Source organism: Marivirga salinae (assembly GCF_030503855.1).
GTDB classification, from domain to species: domain Bacteria; phylum Bacteroidota; class Bacteroidia; order Cytophagales; family Cyclobacteriaceae; genus Marivirga; species Marivirga salinarum.
Genome location: NZ_CP129971.1, coordinates 3,987,262 through 4,005,263, shown reverse-complemented (window position 1 = coordinate 4,005,263; position 18,002 = coordinate 3,987,262). Strand labels below are relative to the sequence as shown.

The following is an 18,002-nucleotide window of genomic DNA, read 5'->3' as shown; positions in this document are numbered from 1 at the left end:
AGGCCACTATTTTATAATGATCTTTCCTACTATCGAAACAGTCTCAAAATATGATTAAATTATTGTCTAAAAACTAAAATCTAGGTTCTGAAATTTAGTTTTCTGCTAATGCTTTTTTCATAGTCTCTCCTATATCAGCAGGAGACTGCACAACATAAATACCACATTCATCCATGATTTTCATTTTAGCTTCTGCAGTATCGTCTTTTCCACCGATTATAGCACCAGCATGCCCCATTCTTCTTCCTGCTGGAGCAGTTTTACCTGCGATAAATCCAACCACTGGTTTTTTATTACCGTTTTCTTTTATCCAACGAGCAGCTTCTGCTTCATAATTTCCACCAATTTCACCTATCATCACAATAGCATCAGTTTCATCATCTTCCATCAACATTTGTACAGCCTCTTTAGTCGGGGTTCCGATAATTGGATCACCACCAATTCCAATTGCTGTAGAAATCCCTAAACCTGCTTTTACAATTTGGTCAGCTGCCTCATAAGTTAAAGTTCCTGATTTAGAAACAACTCCGATTTTTCCTTTTTTGAAAACAAAACCTGGCATGATACCAACTTTAGCCTCACCTGGAGTAATAACACCTGGGCAATTTGGGCCTATAAGAGTTAAGTCTTTATTCTGAATATAAGTTTTTGCTTTCATCATATCCTTTACCGGAATTCCTTCAGTGATAGTGATGATAACTTTGATTCCTGCATCCGCAGCCTCCATAATGGCGTCTGCAGCGAAAGCAGGTGGAACAAAAATGATGGATACATTTGCACCAGCTTCTTTAACAGCATCTTCGACAGTGTTGAAAACAGGTCTGTCTAAATGTTTTTGACCTCCTTTACCTGGAGTTACACCACCCACTACATTGGTGCCGTATTCTATCATTTGCTCAGCGTGGAATGTTCCTTCTGAACCTGTGAAACCTTGTACAATTACTTTAGAATCTTTATTTACTAAAACGCTCATTATGCTCTGTTTAAAGTTTTTGCAAAAATAGAAGAAAAGGCTTCATTCTCAAAGTAATTCCGCGCTTGTTTCTAAATTAGTTATAGATTGATTTTTCAAACATTCATTAAATTCATTGTTTACCATAATTATAAAGTGAATTTGCACTATGCCTAAAATGATTAAAAAAAGTGATTTGCCTTCCAAAGTTTGCCTTACTTGCAAAAGGCCTTTTTTTTGGAGGAAAAAATGGGAGAAAGATTGGAAAAATGTTAAATTTTGTAGTCAGAAATGTAGCAAATTAGCTAAGAAACAATAGTCGGTTCTATATTCAGGAAATTAAACCCATTTTACTTACCTTAACCATTATGAAAATTCTTAACGTTCAACAAATAAGAGAAGCTGATCAATTTACCATCAAAAATGAACCAATAGCTAGTATTGATTTAATGGAAAGAGCTAGTGGACAAGTGGTGAATTGGGTTTGTAAGCATTTTTCCAATGAACATGAAATTATTGTTTTAGCAGGCTCGGGTAATAATGGAGGTGATGGATTGGCTATTGCAAGATTATTATCTAATCAAAATTATAGCGTAAAAGTAGTGCTAATAATGGGGGAGTCAGGTTCAGATGATTTTGAACAAAATTTGGATAGGTTGAAATCACTCAAAAAAGTTGAAATTTTAAATGATTTTAATTTTTCTAATTCCAATAATGATTATATTTTCATAGATGCGATTTTCGGTTCAGGTCTTTCTCGTCCAATAGAAGGAGATATCGCAAAATTCGTCCAAAAAGTAAATGAAGCAAAAGGAATTAAATTGGCCGTGGACATTCCTTCAGGTGTTTTTGCAGACGAGCCAAGTCCTGGAGAAACTATTTTCAAATCAGACTTTACACTTAGTTTTCAAGTTCCGAAGCTTGCTTTTATGATGGCTGAAAATCAACAGTATGTTGGTCAATTTGAAATTCTTAATATTGGATTGTCTGAAGAATTCATAAATAATTGCATAAGCGATTATTCAATTTATGAATTAACAAAAGAACTAAAATTGCTTTTAAAAGTAGATAGCATTGCGCATAAGGGAATTAGAGGTCGTGCCACTATCATAGCGGGTGGGCATGCTAAAATGGGAGCCGTAATTTTAGCTGCTAAAGGCACTCTTCATTCTGGAATTGGTTTATTGTCGGTGCAAGTTTGTCCGCTTTGCATTGACATCATTCAAAACCAAATACCAGAGGCTTTAATTCTAGAAGATGAAAATGACTATGTATTAGGAAGTTTCTTGGGTTATAATAAGCAGGATGTTCTCGTTTTTGGACCTGCAATAGGTTTTGCAAATAAAACCATTAAGCTTCTAGAAGAAATTCTAAAAACTTTTAAAGGGCAACTTATTTTAGATGCTGATGCCATTACAATTCTAGCTAAAAATAGAGAAATGCTAGAATTGTTGCCTGAAGGCACCATTTTAACTCCACATCATGGAGAGTTTAAAAGGCTAGTAGGAAATTATTCTAATAATTTTGAGGCTCTGATGCAACTAAAGTCCTTCTGTAAGCATCATAAGGTTGTAGTAGTTTTGAAAGGGAAATTTACTGCAGTTTGTAATGAAAAAGGACAGGTGAGTTTCAATACAACTGGAAATCAAGGTATGGCAAAAGGTGGGAGTGGAGATTTATTGTGTGGAATTTTAGCGGGAATAGCACCAAGAGTGCAAAATCCTTTTGAAACAGCAAAATTGGCAGTATATTTGCATGGATTTTCGGGAGATATAAGTTTGAAGGAGTACGGTGAAAATTATATGACACCTTCAACTATGATTTCGAATTTGAAAGATACTTTTAAAAAAGTAGAAAATTAATTAGGTACTAAGAACATAAAACGGATTAAGCCGTAATAAATTGTAATGAAAACATTAATCAACATATTAATCTTAACTTTCTTCAGCTTCAATATTTTTATTTCTGAAGCAGGAACCGAAAATCCTATTGTTAAGACGGATAATGTTGAAATTATAAAAGCTCTTAATAACGCAGAGGTTTATCCGAATCCAGCAGAAGAATATATCTACCTTAGAATAGATGATAAAGACTTATCTTCAGATGTTAAAATTGAAGTAATGAGTATCATAGGAAATAAGATGAAAGTTACTCATGATAAATTGGATACAGGTCTTTATAAAATAGATTTATCAAATATTCCTGTTGGTCATTATTATGTTATGCTCACTGTTGATTCTGAGAAATCTTTAAAGAAATTTATAAAAAAGTAATTTTTTTAAATCGGCTTTAAATCCTACAAGTCAATTTCTTTAGTATTATTCTCTTTTTTTATCGACTATTATTAATTACTTTTCGATAAAAGGAAGAAAATGAATCCCAAATTATATTTTTATTGGATTATTGCTGTAGTTGAAATTATAGCTTTAACATTCGAAATTGATATACTTCATCAAATTGCAAAGCCTCTTTTGATGATTTCTCTTCTTATCTATTTCTGGGATAAATCTGATATTCGTAAAAATGAAAAATGGGTAAGTTTTGTCACTTTAGCATTAGTTTTTAGCTGGATTGGTGATATTATGCTTCTCTTTACTTTTAAACATTTTATGTTCTTTTTCGCTGGATTAAGTGCTTTTTTAATTACACACATAGTATTTATAATAGCTTATAAAAAGGCGACCTATAAAGACAAACTGAATATTAAATGGTCATTTTTTCCATTTGTAGTTTTAGGATTTATTCTATTAATGGCTTATCTCACTTTACCTTATGTAGATAGTGTAATTCAAGTCCCATTGGTTGTGTACGGAATTATACTAAGCCTAATGATATTGGCTGCTTGGTTTAGAAAAGGCGAAACCACGGATGAAAGCTTTCAATTAGTAGTTTTAGGAGCTGCGCTATTTATCATTTCTGATTCAATTTTAGCCATCAACAGATTTTCACATACTATTCCTTTTGCAGGCGTTGCTGTAATGGGAACATACATAATTGCCCAATGGCTAATAGTAAATGGATTATTAAAACATAACAAAAAGCAGGATAATCAATCCATATAAAAATAGAAAATCAACTGCTTTTTCGATATTATATTTTGTTTAAAAATTAATTTCAATATTTTTAATTTTTATTAGCGTTAGGATTTGTTTATTTCAAAAAGCTTTTCCTACATTTGAAGTGTTATTTCGGTAATCAATTTATAACGAAGAGGTGAGAGACAGGCTCGTTGACCCTCTGGCAACCTGAATCAAGGTGCCAAATCCTGCCCGATATTGGGAAATATAAATTAACAATTATGAACAACTTACAATTCTTCGCTTTCAGCGATCACATCAAACAAGCCACTTCGGCAAAGAATTCATTTTCAATAAATAAAGCAACTAAGCTTAATCCCATTAATCCTATTGCATACATGCGAATGTGTATGTGCTGTTGTTGCTAATCAACAACTCAATTCTATTTGGATTCATTTCGATAATCTAAAGGGGAAATCACACCCTTTTCAGTTTTAAGATTCATTTCGAAATTCTTTTAATCCGCTAAAAATCAATTGTTTAATAAAATTTAGTGATTCAATCAGATACCCTGAACGGCTCACAAATATTTAAATATTCATTCAAAAAATATATTCATCTTAAATTTTAAAATTATGTCAACTACACAAAAATTCGAAACCTTACAATTACATGCTGGTCAGGAAATTGACCCAACTACCAATTCAAGAGCAGTTCCAATTTATCAAACCACTAGTTACGCATTCAATAACTCAGAACATGGAGCAAACCTATTTGGCTTGAAAGAATTCGGTAATATCTATTCAAGAATAATGAATCCGACTAATGATGTATTCGAAAAAAGAATTGCAGCACTTGAAGGTGGCGTAGCCGCAGTTTCTGTTGCTTCTGGTCAAGCGGCACAATTCATTGCCTTGAATAATATTTTAGAAGCTGGAGATAACTTTATTTCCTCAAAATATCTTTATGGCGGTACTTATAACCAGTTTAAAGTTTCTTTTAAGCGATTAGGAATTGAGGCAAGATTTGCTCCCGATGAAGAAGTAGAATCTTATGAAAGCTTGATTGATGAAAATACAAAAGCTATTTATTTGGAAACTATCGGCAACCCTACTTTCAATATTCCTGATTTTGAAGTAATTTCTGCTTTAGCACGAAAGTATGATTTGCCTTTAATCGTGGATAATACATTTGGAGCAGGCGGTTACTTGTTTAGACCTATTGAGCACGGAGCTAACATTGTAGTAGAGTCAGCCACAAAATGGATTGGAGGACATGGAACATCCGTTGGCGGAGTAATTACTGATGCTGGGAATTACAATTGGGGTAATGGTAAGTTTCCTCAATTTTCTGAGCCTTCAGAAGGTTATCATGGATTGAATTTTTGGGAAACTTTCGGAGAGGGGAACCCATTAGGGCTACCCAATATTGCTTATGCTATTAGAGCAAGAGTAGAAGGCTTGAGAGATTTCGGTCCCGCCTTAAGTCCATTCAATAGTTTTCTTTTGCTACAAGGATTAGAAACGCTTTCTTTGAGAGTACAAAGAACGGTGGATAATGCCTTGAAATTAGCTTTTTGGTTAGAGAAACATCCTTTGGTTGAGAAAGTAAATTATCCAGGATTAGAAAGTAGTAAATATTATCAACTGGCAAAAAAATATCTTCATAATGGTTATGGCGGTGTTTTATCTTTTACGCTCAAAGGAGATAAAGAAGAAACCAAAGCCTTTGTGGATAATTTGAAACTGGTAAGTCATTTAGCAAATGTGGGGGATGCAAAAACACTGATTATTCAACCTTCGGCTACAACTCACCAACAATTATCAGATCAAGAGCAATTATCTGCAGGTATCACTCCGAATTTATTGAGAGTTTCTGTAGGTATAGAGCATATTGATGATATCATTGGTGATTTTACGCAATCATTTCAAAAAGTCAAAGAAGAATCCTATGCCACAGCATAAATTACCTTATCATTTTCAACTAGAAAACGGGCAAACTTTGCAAGCGGCCTCTCTTTACTATGAAGTTTTAGGGGAGATTTCAGAAAATAAGGAGGTAGTTTGGGTATGCCATGCTTTTACAGGAAGTGCCACCGTTAAGGACTGGTGGGCTTCCCTTTTTTTTGAAAATGGTGGATTTATTGATTTGGAAAAGCATACAGTGATTTGTGCTAATATGCTTGGATCATGCTATGGAAGTACTGGACCTGATTCAATTTATCCTGAAAATGGCGCAATTTATAGAGAGAAGTTTCCGGAATTAAATAACCGAGATGTTGTCAAAGCTTTTATTGATCTGCGAAAAGCACTTAATGTTTCTAAAATTGATTACCTAATTGGAGGATCATTGGGTGGACAACAAGCTTTGGAATGGTCAATTATAGAACCTGAAGTGATATTAAATCAGATTTTAGTCGCTTCCAATGCTAAGCATTCTTCTTGGGGAATTGCTTTTAATGAATTACAAAGGCAAGCCATTGAATTAGGTGAAAATGGTAATAAGGAGGAAAAACAAAAAGCATTGTCTTTAGCCAGAAGTATAGCTATGCTTAGTTATAGGAGCTATGAAGATTTTGAGAATAACCAATTTGGGAAAAGTGAGCATGGAGATTGGAAAGTTGCTTCTTATCTAAAATATCAAGGAGAAAAGTTCAATGGCAGATTTAGTATCAATAGCTATAAAATTCTTTCCAAAATGATGGATGCACATAATATTGCAGAATCCAGAACCGATAATTTAAAAGAAGTATTAGGTTCGATAAAAGCCAAAACTTTATGCATTGGAATTGATAGTGATAATCTATTTCCAATAGAGGAACAAATATTTATGAGCGAAAATATACCAAATGCTAATCTAGAGGAAATAGAATCCCTTAAAGGGCATGATGCTTTTTTAATTGAGGGAAATTTGATTTCCCATTTCATCAAAAAACATTTAATTAATACTTTATATGAAGAAATTTAAAGCAGGCTTATTCGGGTTGGGAGTAGTAGGCTCTGGAGTTTATAAAGCTTTACAGCAAAATGGAAAATACGGTATTTCAATTGAAAAAATTGCCGTTAAAAATATTGATAAAAAAAGAGATTTAGAATTACCCAATGGAATACTCACCACTGCGGCAGTTGAAATTCTTGATAATACTGATTTAGATATCATCATAGAATTAATAAACGATCCTGAAGAAGCTTTTAGCATTGTAAAAAAAGCTTTTAAAAAAGGGAAATCAGTAGTGAGTGCTAATAAAAAGATGGTGGCACTATATCATAAAGAAATTCTGGAATTACGTGAAAAACATGGCGTTAAATTCTTTTATGAAGGAGCGGTTTGTGGAAGTGTCCCCATATTAAGATTGCTCGATCAGCATTATAAATCAGATCAAGTAAACTCCATCAAAGCTATAGCGAATGGAACTTGTAATTTCATTTTATCAAAGATGGTAAGTGAAAATCAGGGTTATGACTTAGCATTGAAAGATGCTCAGGATTTAGGCTTTGCAGAATTAGACCCCTATTCTGATGTAAGCGGAGAGGATACTCGCTTTAAATTATCCATCATGATTTACCATGCTTTTGGCCTATTTATACATCCAAATGAAATTCCTTTGCAGGGGATTAATTATTTGGATGAAAATATAAAAGACTTTGCTCAAAAACATCATTTGAAAATAAAATTGATTGGGGAGGCTCAAGAAGTTAATGGTAAAATCACTGCTAAAGTAGAACCACAATTAGTAAATGAAAGCCATGATTTCTATAACATAGAAAATGAATATAATGGGATTTTGGTGGATGCTGTATTTGCTGGTGAGCAGTTTGTTAAAGGAAAGGGAGCTGGGAGTTTTCCCACAGCTTTAGCCGTATTGTCTAATTTGAAAGATTTGAAATATGATCTGGCAGTTGCAAAAATCGCTAAGAAAGAAATAAAGAGTTATTCAAAAAATTCAAAAACCGAAATTTATTTTATAGCTGGTTTTAATGATAATTTCAATTTTCAGGGGCTGGAAGTTTTGAATAAAGAGGAGGGTTATATCCTAGCTAAGGGGCAATTTGATTATTTGGAAGAATTGAAGAAGGGAAATCCGGATTTATATTGGGTTCAACTTTCTGAAAATATTTTTGAAGAACTAGTAAATCAAGAAGCATTGATTTAGGGATACCATCTTTTTTAGTTTACTTTGGCTTTACAAAAAAAATAAAAATCCAAAATGAAAATCGCAGTTCTATCCAGAAATTCAAATTTATATTCCACTAGAAGGCTATTAGAAGCCATAGAGCAAAAAGGTCATGAAGCTATTCGCCTAGACCATATGCGCTGTGATATTATAATGGATGAGGCGGGTCCTTCCATATATTATCATGGCGAAAAATTAGATAAAATTGATGCAGTGATCCCAAGAATTGGGGCATCTGTTACCTTTTATGGAACTGCAGTTGTTCGTCAGTTTGAAATGATGAAAACTTTTAGTGCAGTGGATTCTTTAGCGATTACCCGTTCCAGAGATAAACTGAGAAGTTTGCAAATTTTGTCTCGATCAGGCCTTGCAATGCCAAGAACAGCTTTTACTAATAGTTCTGAAAATGCAGGTGATTATATCTTAGAGCACCTTGGCAAAGCACCAGTAGTTTTGAAGTTATTGGAAGGAACTCAAGGATTAGGGGTTGTGTTGGCAGAAACTAGAAAAGCTGCAGTTTCTGTAATTGAAGCTTTTGAAGGTTTGAAAGCCCGTGTAATCATGCAAGAATTTATCAAAGAAGCTGGAGGAGCTGATATTCGTGTTTTCATAGTAGATGGAGAAGTAGTAGGTGCAATGAAGCGTCAAGGAAAAGAAGGTGAATTCCGTTCGAATTTGCATAGAGGCGGTTCTGCTAATGTGATCAAATTAAGCCGAGCTGAAAAAGCAGCGGCACTAAAAGCAGCTAAATCAATGGGCTTAGCAATTGCAGGTGTTGATATGTTGCAATCCTCAAGAGGACCATTAATCTTGGAAGTAAATTCTTCACCAGGCTTGGAAGGAATCGAAAAAGCAACAGGGATAGATATAGCTGCCAAAATTATTGAATATATAGAAAGGGGGAAAGACAAGAAGCGCTTACCAAAGGATAATGTAAAAGCTTGATGCTTCTATAGATTTCTCAGAACCGTTCTGTTTACGATTTTAAACAAAAAAAGAGGATTTACCATTTGATAAATCCTCTTTTTTATTTTATACCAGAATCTTGATACTAGATACTGACTAAGCTACTCTAAGATTTTTATATTTCGATTTCTCGAATTTAGAAGCAGCATATTTTTCATCTATGATCAATTCTGTTCCTGATGATTCTCCATCAAACTCAAACATCGCATCTGTCATAATGACTTCGCAAATAGATCTTAAACCTCTTGCTCCCAATTTGAATTCAACTGCTTTCTCTACAATATAATCCAAAGCAGAATCTTCAATTACTAATTTGATACCTTCCATATCAAACAGTTTGGTATATTGTTTCACCAACGCATTTTTTGGATCAGTTAAAATTAATTTTAAAGTATCCTTACTTAATGGATCTAAGTGAGTCAAAACTGGCAATCTTCCGATCAATTCAGGAATCAATCCGAAATTTTTCAAATCTTGAGCCGTGATGTATTGAAGAAGATTTTCTTTATCAATTTCTTCTTCTCTAGTATCTGCTTTAGCAAAACCTAAAGGAGTTGTATTCAGTCTAGAAGCTATTCCTCTACTGATTCCATCAAAAGCACCACCGCAAATGAAAAGAATGTTTTCAGTGTCTACATTGATCATTTTCTGGTCAGGATGCTTTCGTCCACCTTGTGGTGGAACATTTACTGAAGTTCCTTCCAATAATTTCAACATAGCTTGCTGAACACCTTCACCACTTACATCTCTAGTGATTGATGGATTGTCCGATTTACGAGCAATTTTATCTATCTCATCTATGTAAACGATTCCTCTCTGGGCAGCTTCTACATTATAATCAGCGGATTGTAATAATCTAGTCAGAATACTTTCGACATCTTCACCTACATAACCTGCTTCAGTTAAAACGGTAGCATCAGCAATACAAAACGGAACCTGTAAAATCTTAGCTAAAGTTTTAGCCAAGTAAGTTTTACCAGTACCAGTTTCTCCTACCATAATAATATTAGATTTTTCAATCGTCACATCATCTTTAGTAGATTTTTGCATCAATCTTTTGTAATGATTGTAAACTGCAACAGACATTACTTTTTTGGCTTCATCTTGGCCTACAACATATTGATCCAAATGATTTTTCATTTCAATTGGACGAATCAAGTTGAATTTCGGGTCTTTAGAGGATGACTTTGTTTTAACTTCCTCTTGCAGAATTTGCTGAGCTTGAGCTATACACTTATCGCAAATATGCGCGTGTATACCTGATATCATCAAATCAACATCTTTTTTGTTGCGCCCACAAAAGGAACAGGTTACTTGTGTTTTGTCTTCAGCCATATTACTTTCTCACTAATACTTCATCAATCAATCCATATTCCTTAGCTTCCTCCGCTCTCATCCAGAAGTCCCTGTCAGAATCTTTTTCTACTTGCTTATAAGTTTTTCCGCTATGCTTAGAAAGGATATTATATAAATCCTCCTTAACGGATAATGTCTGTTTCAAGGAAATTTCCATATCGGAAGCTTGTCCTTGCATTCCACTCATAGGTTGGTGAATCATGATTCTTGCATGCGGCAATGCTGATCTTTTCTTCTCAGCTCCACCTGCCAATAAAACAGCTCCCATACTTGCAGCTAATCCAGTACAGATAGTTCCTACATCAGGAGAGATGTAATGCATAGTATCGTAAATCCCTAAACCAGCATATACTGAACCACCTGGGCTATTAATATAAAGACTAATGTCTTTTTTAGCATCCACTGATTGCAAGAATAATAGTTGAGCGGTAATTACGTTCGCGATATTGTCATCTACTTGCATTCCCAAGAAGATAATTCTATCCATGATTAAGCGGGAAAAAACATCTATTTCCCTGAAATTGGTGGGGCGTTCTTCAATTACAGCTCTGGTCATATTTTCTACCTGCTGCACATATGAGTCCACCATACTACCTGATAAGCCTTCGCCTTTAACGGCAAATTTCCTAAATTCCTCTTTATTAATCATTTAAGTATTTTGTTATAAGTACAAATTTAAAAAAAAAGTCCTTCTTTAAAAGGACTTTTCAATTAACGGTAAAAATAGCTTTTAGTTCTTATCTACAGCCTTTTTAAAGCCGTCTAAATCAACTTTCTTTTCTTTGATCGTAATTTTGTCCTTAATGAAGTCCAAAACTCTTTTGTTAAGCATCTCTTCGTAGACTTTACGGTAGTTTTCACCATTTTCGCCTTGAAGATAATTTTGAGCAAAGCTATCCATATTTTCGCCCAATTGATCTGCCATTCCGTATGCACCAAATTGCTCAGCAATCATTTTTTTGGTGTAATCCATCACGTCAGTATGCTCAACTTTGATGTTATCTTGATTTGCTTCAGCAATTTTGTTTTTAATCAAATTGAAACGCAAATCTTTAGTATATAAATCATACTCTTTGTCGATTTGCTCTTGAGTAACTTTTCCTTCGTTGCTTAACAATAACCAGTTTTTCAAGAACTCGTCAGGTAATTCAAATTTTGTTTTTTCAACCAAACTATCTACCAAGTCTCTATTTAAAAGGTTTTCAGATTCTCTATCGTAGTTCTCCGCGATAGTTTCTTTAACCTTTTTGTCAAATTCTTCTCTGGTTTTTACAGAACCCTCTCCGAATACTTTATCGAACAATTCCTGATTCACTTCAGCAGGTTTAGTTCTTTTTATATCAGAGACAGTTAAAATATATTCACCTGAAGCTGCTTCAGCGTCAGTTTCATTCTGACCCAGTAATCTTGATTTTGCTTCAGCAGATTTGAAAGTTTTAGCGATATCGAATTTTACTTCATCGCCTTTCTTAACACCCACGAACTGTTTTTGCTCTTTTTTCTCAGCATCTTCTATAGGAAGAACAACTTTTTCCTGAACTTCTCCATCAGCAGTGCTTAGTTTACCTTCTAATGAATCTTCAGTTTTGCTTTCTTCCACTGATTCAGTTTCACCATGTTGCTTAGTTAAGTTGTCCATGGTTTCTTTCATTACCTTATCAGAAACTTCGATAACGTATTTTTCCACCTTGAATTTATCATCTAATTTGATGTCAAACTCATCTACCAAGCCTAAAGTATATTCAAACTCAAAATCTTTTTGGTTATCCCAATCGATATTAGTGACATCTTCCTGATTAGGAATTGGCTCACCTAAAATCTTTAAATCATTCTCTTTTATATAATCAGTTAATGATTTTGATAACAAACTGTTGATTTCTTCAACCAAAACGCTCTTCCCATATAACTTCTTTATGTAGGAAGTAGGCACTTTTCCAGGACGAAAACCTTTAATATTGGCATTTTTCCTGTACTCTTTGATTTTTTGTTCAACATTAGGTTGATAATCAGCTTCATTTAGTATAATTTTAATAGAAGCATTGGTGTTGTCCTTTTTGTTGAGTGTAATGTCCAAAACAATTAAATTTTATAGTGTTATCAATATACAAAAAAACCCTTCACTCCCGTATTACTTTACTGGAACTCAGGGTTTGAGTAGTGTGCGGATGAAGGGACTCGAACCCCCATGCCGTGAGGCGCTAGATCCTAAGTCTAGTGCGTCTACCAATTTCGCCACATCCGCATTCATTAATTTGAAGTGCAAAGGTACGGAAAAATATTTTCGCTGCAAGTCGCAGAAATGTTTTTTTATTGGTTATTTTGAACTTTAGTTTTTAAAGCATTTATGCAGAATATAGATATAGAAGAAGAACGTAAAGTAATCCTTAGAGAGTACAGGAAATTGCTAAGGAAATCAAAACCATTTCTCAAGGATGGGGATGCTAAATTGATTAAAAAAGCTTTTACTACCTCCATGGAAGCCCATAAAGAAATGAGGCGAAAATCTGGTGAGCCTTATATTCTCCATCCTATAGCAGTTGCGACCATTTGCGTTGAGGAAATTGGTTTAGGTACTACATCCATCATTTCAGCTTTATTACATGATGTGGTGGAAGATACAGATTGGGAATTGGAAGACATCGAAAAGGAATTTGGTCCTAAAGTCGCTCCAATTATTGATGGCTTGACCAAAATTTCAGGAGTCTTTGATTACGGAACTTCTCAACAAGCTGAGAATTTCAGAAAAATGCTTTTGACTCTTTCTAAAGATGTAAGGGTAATTCTTATAAAATTAGCTGATCGTTTGCACAATATGCGAACATTAGAAAGCATGCCTAGAAATAAGCAGCTTAAAATAGCTTCCGAAACCATTTATCTTTATGCGCCACTGGCTCACCGCTTAGGGCTTTATGCTATTAAGTCTGAGCTGGAAGATTTACATTTAAAATATACGGAATCGGAGGTTTACAGAGATATTGCCAATAAGATTAACAACACAAAATCAGCCAGAAAAAGGTTTATCAATAATTTCATATCGCCTATTGAAGGTGAATTGGATAAATTGAAATGGGATTATTATATAAAGGGCAGACCAAAATCAATTTATTCTATATGGACCAAAATGAAAAAGCAAAATATTCCTTTTGAACAGGTATATGATTTGTTTGCCATTAGAATTATAATTGATGCACCCGATGAGCATGAAAAAGCAGCATGTTGGGAAGTATACTCCATAGTCACTGATTTCTACAAACCCAATCCAGATAGGCTTCGCGATTGGATTTCCACCCCAAAAGCCAATGGTTATGAGTCCTTGCACACCACAGTGATGAGTGATAATGGAAGTTGGGTAGAAGTACAAATCAGGACGAGCAGAATGGATGAAATAGCTGAAAAAGGCTATGCCGCTCATTGGAAATATAAAGACTACTATACCAAGCCAGAAGAAACAAGATTGGAACAATGGATAGCCAGGGTTAGGGAAATGTTGGAATCCAATGATACCAATGCCATCGAATTTTTAGATGATTTCCGTTCCAATTTGTTTTCGGACGAAGTCTTTGTTTTTACCCCTAAAGGTGAATTAAAAACCCTACCGAATGGTGCTACGGCTTTGGATTTTGCTTTTGATATACACACAGAAGTTGGGGCTAAATGTTTGGGCGCAAAAGTGAATAATAAGTTGGTTCCGCTTAATTATGAGCTTAAAAACGGGGATCAGGTGGAAATTTTGACCTCTAATAAGCAAAAGCCTAGTGAGGATTGGTTACGATTTGTAGTCAGCTCAAAAGCAAAATCTAAAATTAAAGATGTATTAAAAGAGGATAAAAAATATGCAGCGGTAGAAGGTAAAGAGATTGTCTATAGGAAGTTAAAGCAAATGAAGATCACCCCTTCTGATGAGGTGATCAATAAAATCAGGGCATATTTTGAGGAGAAAACTCCACTTGATTTATATTATGGAATAGCAACGGGCAAACACGATCCGAAAAATATCAAGAAATTCCAGGATGAAGTGTTGGAAGGACCACAGAAATATAATAAACGTATCAGGTCATCTGCAGATGCCAAATCCTTTGAACGGGAATTAAAAAAAGCCAAAGGAGAAGATATGCTCTTGATTGGTGAGGATATGGATGTAGTGGATTATGTCATTGCGCCATGTTGCAATCCTATTCCTGGAGATGAGGTCTTTGGTTTTGTAACGGTTAATGAAGGGATTAAAATTCATAGAACCTCCTGTCCTAATGCACCTGAGTTATTATCAAATCATGGCAATAGGGTAGTGAAAGCTAGATGGACTTCCCAGCAGGAAATTGCTTTTCTGGCAGGATTGCAAATTATCGGTACAGATAGAGTTGGTTTGATCAGTGATGTGACTCAGATTATTTCCAGTGAATTGGAAGTAAATATGCAATCGATTTCCGTTGATACTAAAGACGGGATTTTCGAGGGGAAAATTCACCTTTTTGTGCAGAATACTAAGCATTTAGATCAATTGATAGGGAAATTGAAAGCCGTTCGTGGGATAGTGAAGGTGAACCGCTATGATTAATTGTAGATTTCCTATATTTGCGATTGAAGAAGGGAGTTGAATAAATTATGGCATTGAACGAGAAGGTTTATAAAGAAGTAAAACAAATTTTCACGGCTTATTTAGAAAATAAAGGATTGAGAAAAACGCCTGAGCGTTATGCAATTCTTGAGGAAATTTATACCCGTACAGGGCATTTTGATGTAGAATCACTTTACATCAGTATGAAGAATAAAAACTATAGAGTAAGCCGTGCTACTGTATATAATACATTGGACTTATTAGTGGAATGTGACTTGGTCAGCAAACATCAATTCGGAAGAAATCTCGCACAATACGAGAAATCTTACGGTTACAAGCAGCATGACCATGTGATTTGTGCTGAGTGTCATAAAGTGGTGGAGTTTTGTGATCCGAGAATCCAGAATATCAAAACCATGATAGGAGATTTATTGAATTTCAAAATCATGCACCATTCATTAAATTTATACGGAATTTGTGGAGACTGCCAAGCAAAACAAAAAGCCGAAGAGCAAGAATAATTTTTTAATAAAAAGATAAGATGGATTACAAAAAAGAAGTCGTTGATAATATTCTAAACTTAGAAATTTCAGGAGACCTAATAGGAGAAAACAATGGACCAGGTTTGGTTGAATTAATAAATGATCATATAAATAAAGGCATTACAAAATGTACTATTGAAATTTCAGGAGTTCGATATATGAATAGTAGCGGAATTGGAGTGTTAATTACTATTTTAACCAAATTGAGAAATAAGGATGGCGAGGTAGTATTGATCAACCCTTCGGAACAAGTGAAAAAATTATTAGTAATAACAAAGCTTAATAATATCTTTACTATCTACGATTCCAAAGAAGAGGCAATGGCAAGCTTAAAGTAAATAGGAATAGTTCTCAAATAATTAAATCATAAATCTATCAGCTTCAGCTTTATTTCTCATAAGCTGTATTAATTTAAAATCATAAAAAATGAAAATGGATGTTTTGTTGGGTTTGCAATGGGGGGATGAAGGAAAAGGAAAAGTAGTAGATGTTTTAGCGCCCAAATACAATACAGTGGCTAGGTTTCAGGGTGGTCCTAATGCTGGGCACACCTTAGAATTTGATGGTATAAAGCATGTTTTGCATCAAATCCCGAGTGGGATTTTCCGTGATTCCATCAAAAATGTAATTGGAAATGGAGTGGTCTTAGATCCTGTAATTTTCAAAAATGAAATCAAAAAATTAGATCCTTTCAATATCAATTTCAAAGATAATCTATGGATTTCTAATAAAGCGCAGTTGATTTTGCCTACTCATCGTCTTTTGGATGCTGCGTATGAAAAATCAAAAGGCAATGAAAAAATCGGTTCAACTTTAAAAGGTATTGGTCCCACTTATCAGGATAAAATTGCCCGATTAGGCTTGAGAGTTGGTGATATTTTTTATGATAATTTTAAAGAAAAATACCAAAAACTAGTAGATGCTCATAAAACGATTCTTGAGTTTTATAAATTTGAATATGATTTAGAAGAAGCTGAAAATACCTTTTTTGAAGCTATAGAATATTTAAAAACTTTTAATGTCAGCTCAACTGAGTATTTAATCAATAAAGAATTGAAGGCTGGAAAATCTGTTTTAGCGGAAGGCGCGCAAGGTTCTTTATTGGATGTTGATTTCGGAAGTTATCCTTTTGTAACCAGCTCTAATACCATGACTGCAGGTGTTTGCACGGGCTTAGGAGTTGCACCTAATAGTATTCAAAAAGTATATGGGATATTCAAAGCTTATTGCACTAGAGTAGGAGGAGGGCCATTTCCTACAGAATTATTTGATGAAGATGGGGTAGAATTGCAGAAAGTAGGTAATGAGTTTGGCGCTACTACAGGTCGCCCAAGAAGATGTGGATGGTTGGATATTCCTGCTTTGAAATATGTGGTGATGATCAATGGTGTGACGGAATTGTTTATGATGAAAGCTGATGTTTTATCAGGTTTTGAAAAGATAAAAGTCTGCACTCAATATGAATTAGAAGATGGAACTGTAACAGATGAATTCCCTTATGATATTGTGGATTCTGAGGTTAAACCCATTTATGAAGAATTGGAAGGCTGGAACTGCAGTTTGGATAACATTGATTCCTTTGATGCTATGCCAAAGCCATTGAAAGATTATATAACTTATATAGAAGAGAAATTAGGTGTACCTATTAATTTGGTTTCTGTTGGGCCCGATAGGACTCAGACGATTTTGAGATAGAAGTCTTAGAGATTTAAGAATAAAAAAGGAAGCTGAGTGATTTGCTTCCTTTTTTATTTCTATTAAGGTAATGATCAATATGCTAATTCATAACTATATTATTCTTCTTGGCATATTTTTCAATTTTAGCTAGGCCTACTTTTTTTCTTCTCTTGTTTACATTTTCAAAATCCTCAATTTCATTAAATCTTAAAGAAGCTGATTTTTCATCGTAATAAAATTGAGTGCCGTAAATTTGGGGTAAACCATTTCGGACTTTTAGTCTATCTACATAAAGTGCATAGCTACTTTTTTCGACTTTATCTTCTTGATAAGCCCTTTCTACTATCTCTTTAAAGCTTTCCATCTCTTCAGTTGAAGAATGTTGGATGGCTAAAAGTAATCCCATATTGGCAAGTTCGCCTATTTCTTTTTTGCTTTTCCAGCCATATTCATTGAGAAATAGGGTCACCTTATGTAATAGGGTTGAATCAAGAATTTTCATCTCTTTGATCAACTCTTCATTTTCTGATTCAGGATTTACTTGTTGCCTAAGTTTGATTGATTTAATCGTGAGTTTCTCTATTGCTTTTGCTTCTTCTTTAAAATCATTGTCAGATTGATTTTGAGAATAAGAACAAAATGGAACTATAAAAAATATAGAGATGATAAGGATTAGATAGTTTTTCATTTAGAATTATATTATCTGTTAAAAAGTTTAAAACGAACTTATGGAAAGATAAATTATGCTCAAAGTAAACTAAAA

At 34.3% G+C, this 18,002-nt stretch carries 17 protein-coding genes, 1 tRNA gene and 1 riboswitch; of the genes, 12 read left to right on the top strand and 6 right to left on the bottom strand.

Annotated features, from left to right (window positions below):
* Positions 1-94: 94 nt before the first annotated feature.
* On the bottom strand, positions 95-973 hold the full coding sequence (sucD, locus tag QYS49_RS16780) for a succinate--CoA ligase subunit alpha (protein WP_308348977.1): 879 nt from the start codon (positions 971-973) through the stop codon (positions 95-97).
* Positions 974-1,121: 148 nt separating this feature from the next.
* On the opposite strand from sucD, the gene QYS49_RS16775 reads away from it, so the two are divergent.
* The 8 genes from QYS49_RS16775 (at position 1,122) to rimK (ending at position 9,088) form a co-directional block, all read left to right on the top strand.
* Positions 1,122-1,271, top strand: coding sequence for a DUF2256 domain-containing protein (locus QYS49_RS16775; protein WP_308348975.1), 150 nt, complete (start codon positions 1,122-1,124; stop codon positions 1,269-1,271).
* 49 nt (positions 1,272-1,320) lie between these two features.
* On the top strand, positions 1,321-2,814 hold the full coding sequence (locus QYS49_RS16770) for an NAD(P)H-hydrate dehydratase (protein ID WP_308348974.1): 1,494 nt from the start codon (positions 1,321-1,323) through the stop codon (positions 2,812-2,814).
* Positions 2,815-2,859: 45 nt separating this feature from the next.
* Positions 2,860-3,225 carry a T9SS type A sorting domain-containing protein gene (locus QYS49_RS16765; protein ID WP_308348972.1) on the top strand — a complete coding sequence of 122 codons (366 nt, stop codon included), beginning with the start codon at positions 2,860-2,862 and terminating at the stop codon, positions 3,223-3,225.
* A 99-nt stretch (positions 3,226-3,324) separates the two neighbouring features.
* Positions 3,325-4,014 carry a lysoplasmalogenase gene (locus QYS49_RS16760; RefSeq protein ID WP_308348970.1) on the top strand — a complete coding sequence of 230 codons (690 nt, stop codon included), beginning with the start codon at positions 3,325-3,327 and terminating at the stop codon, positions 4,012-4,014.
* Between the two features lie 135 nt (positions 4,015-4,149).
* Positions 4,150-4,243: riboswitch (SAM riboswitch) on the top strand.
* Positions 4,244-4,604: 361 nt separating this feature from the next.
* Positions 4,605-5,933 (top strand): O-acetylhomoserine aminocarboxypropyltransferase/cysteine synthase family protein, encoded by a 1,329-nt coding sequence (locus tag QYS49_RS16755; protein WP_308348969.1) that lies wholly within the window; start codon positions 4,605-4,607, stop codon positions 5,931-5,933.
* Positions 5,920-6,936, top strand: a complete 1,017-nt coding sequence (locus tag QYS49_RS16750; RefSeq protein WP_308348967.1) for a homoserine O-acetyltransferase family protein — start codon at positions 5,920-5,922, stop codon at positions 6,934-6,936. The genes QYS49_RS16755 and QYS49_RS16750 overlap by 14 nt, the downstream gene beginning before the upstream one ends.
* On the top strand, positions 6,923-8,122 hold the full coding sequence (locus QYS49_RS16745) for a homoserine dehydrogenase (RefSeq protein ID WP_308348966.1): 1,200 nt from the start codon (positions 6,923-6,925) through the stop codon (positions 8,120-8,122). The genes QYS49_RS16750 and QYS49_RS16745 overlap by 14 nt, the downstream gene beginning before the upstream one ends.
* 54 nt (positions 8,123-8,176) lie before the next feature.
* On the top strand, positions 8,177-9,088 hold the full coding sequence (rimK, locus tag QYS49_RS16740) for a 30S ribosomal protein S6--L-glutamate ligase (protein ID WP_308348964.1): 912 nt from the start codon (positions 8,177-8,179) through the stop codon (positions 9,086-9,088).
* Between the two features lie 117 nt (positions 9,089-9,205).
* On the opposite strand, the gene clpX is transcribed toward rimK, so the two are convergent.
* From clpX to QYS49_RS16720, 4 genes are all read right to left on the bottom strand, one after another.
* Positions 9,206-10,444: an ATP-dependent Clp protease ATP-binding subunit ClpX gene (gene clpX, locus QYS49_RS16735; protein ID WP_308348962.1), complete on the bottom strand. Its 1,239-nt coding sequence runs from the start codon at positions 10,442-10,444 to the stop codon at positions 9,206-9,208.
* Position 10,445: 1 nt separating this feature from the next.
* A complete protein-coding gene (locus QYS49_RS16730; protein ID WP_308348961.1) occupies positions 10,446-11,114 on the bottom strand; it encodes a ClpP family protease in 669 nt (222 codons plus the stop codon).
* An 81-nt stretch (positions 11,115-11,195) separates the two neighbouring features.
* Positions 11,196-12,539, bottom strand: coding sequence for a trigger factor (tig, locus tag QYS49_RS16725; protein WP_308348960.1), 1,344 nt, complete (start codon positions 12,537-12,539; stop codon positions 11,196-11,198).
* An 86-nt stretch (positions 12,540-12,625) separates the two neighbouring features.
* A tRNA-Leu gene (locus QYS49_RS16720) sits at positions 12,626-12,707 on the bottom strand.
* 102 nt (positions 12,708-12,809) lie between these two features.
* On the opposite strand from QYS49_RS16720, the gene QYS49_RS16715 reads away from it, so the two are divergent.
* The 4 genes from QYS49_RS16715 (at position 12,810) to QYS49_RS16700 (ending at position 17,257) form a co-directional block, all read left to right on the top strand.
* Entirely contained in the window at positions 12,810-15,020 is a 2,211-nt protein-coding gene (locus tag QYS49_RS16715) for a RelA/SpoT family protein (RefSeq protein ID WP_308348958.1), read from the top strand.
* A gap of 47 nt (positions 15,021-15,067) precedes the next feature.
* On the top strand, positions 15,068-15,541 hold the full coding sequence (locus QYS49_RS16710) for a Fur family transcriptional regulator (protein WP_013453279.1): 474 nt from the start codon (positions 15,068-15,070) through the stop codon (positions 15,539-15,541).
* Between the two features lie 20 nt (positions 15,542-15,561).
* Entirely contained in the window at positions 15,562-15,900 is a 339-nt protein-coding gene (locus QYS49_RS16705; RefSeq protein WP_308348954.1) for an STAS domain-containing protein, read from the top strand.
* Between the two features lie 88 nt (positions 15,901-15,988).
* Positions 15,989-17,257: an adenylosuccinate synthase gene (locus QYS49_RS16700; protein WP_308348952.1), complete on the top strand. Its 1,269-nt coding sequence runs from the start codon at positions 15,989-15,991 to the stop codon at positions 17,255-17,257.
* Between the two features lie 82 nt (positions 17,258-17,339).
* Here QYS49_RS16700 and QYS49_RS16695 read toward each other — a convergent pair whose 3' ends face one another.
* A complete protein-coding gene (locus QYS49_RS16695) occupies positions 17,340-17,927 on the bottom strand; it encodes a DUF6624 domain-containing protein (protein WP_308348951.1) in 588 nt (195 codons plus the stop codon).
* Positions 17,928-18,002 lie beyond the last annotated feature (75 nt).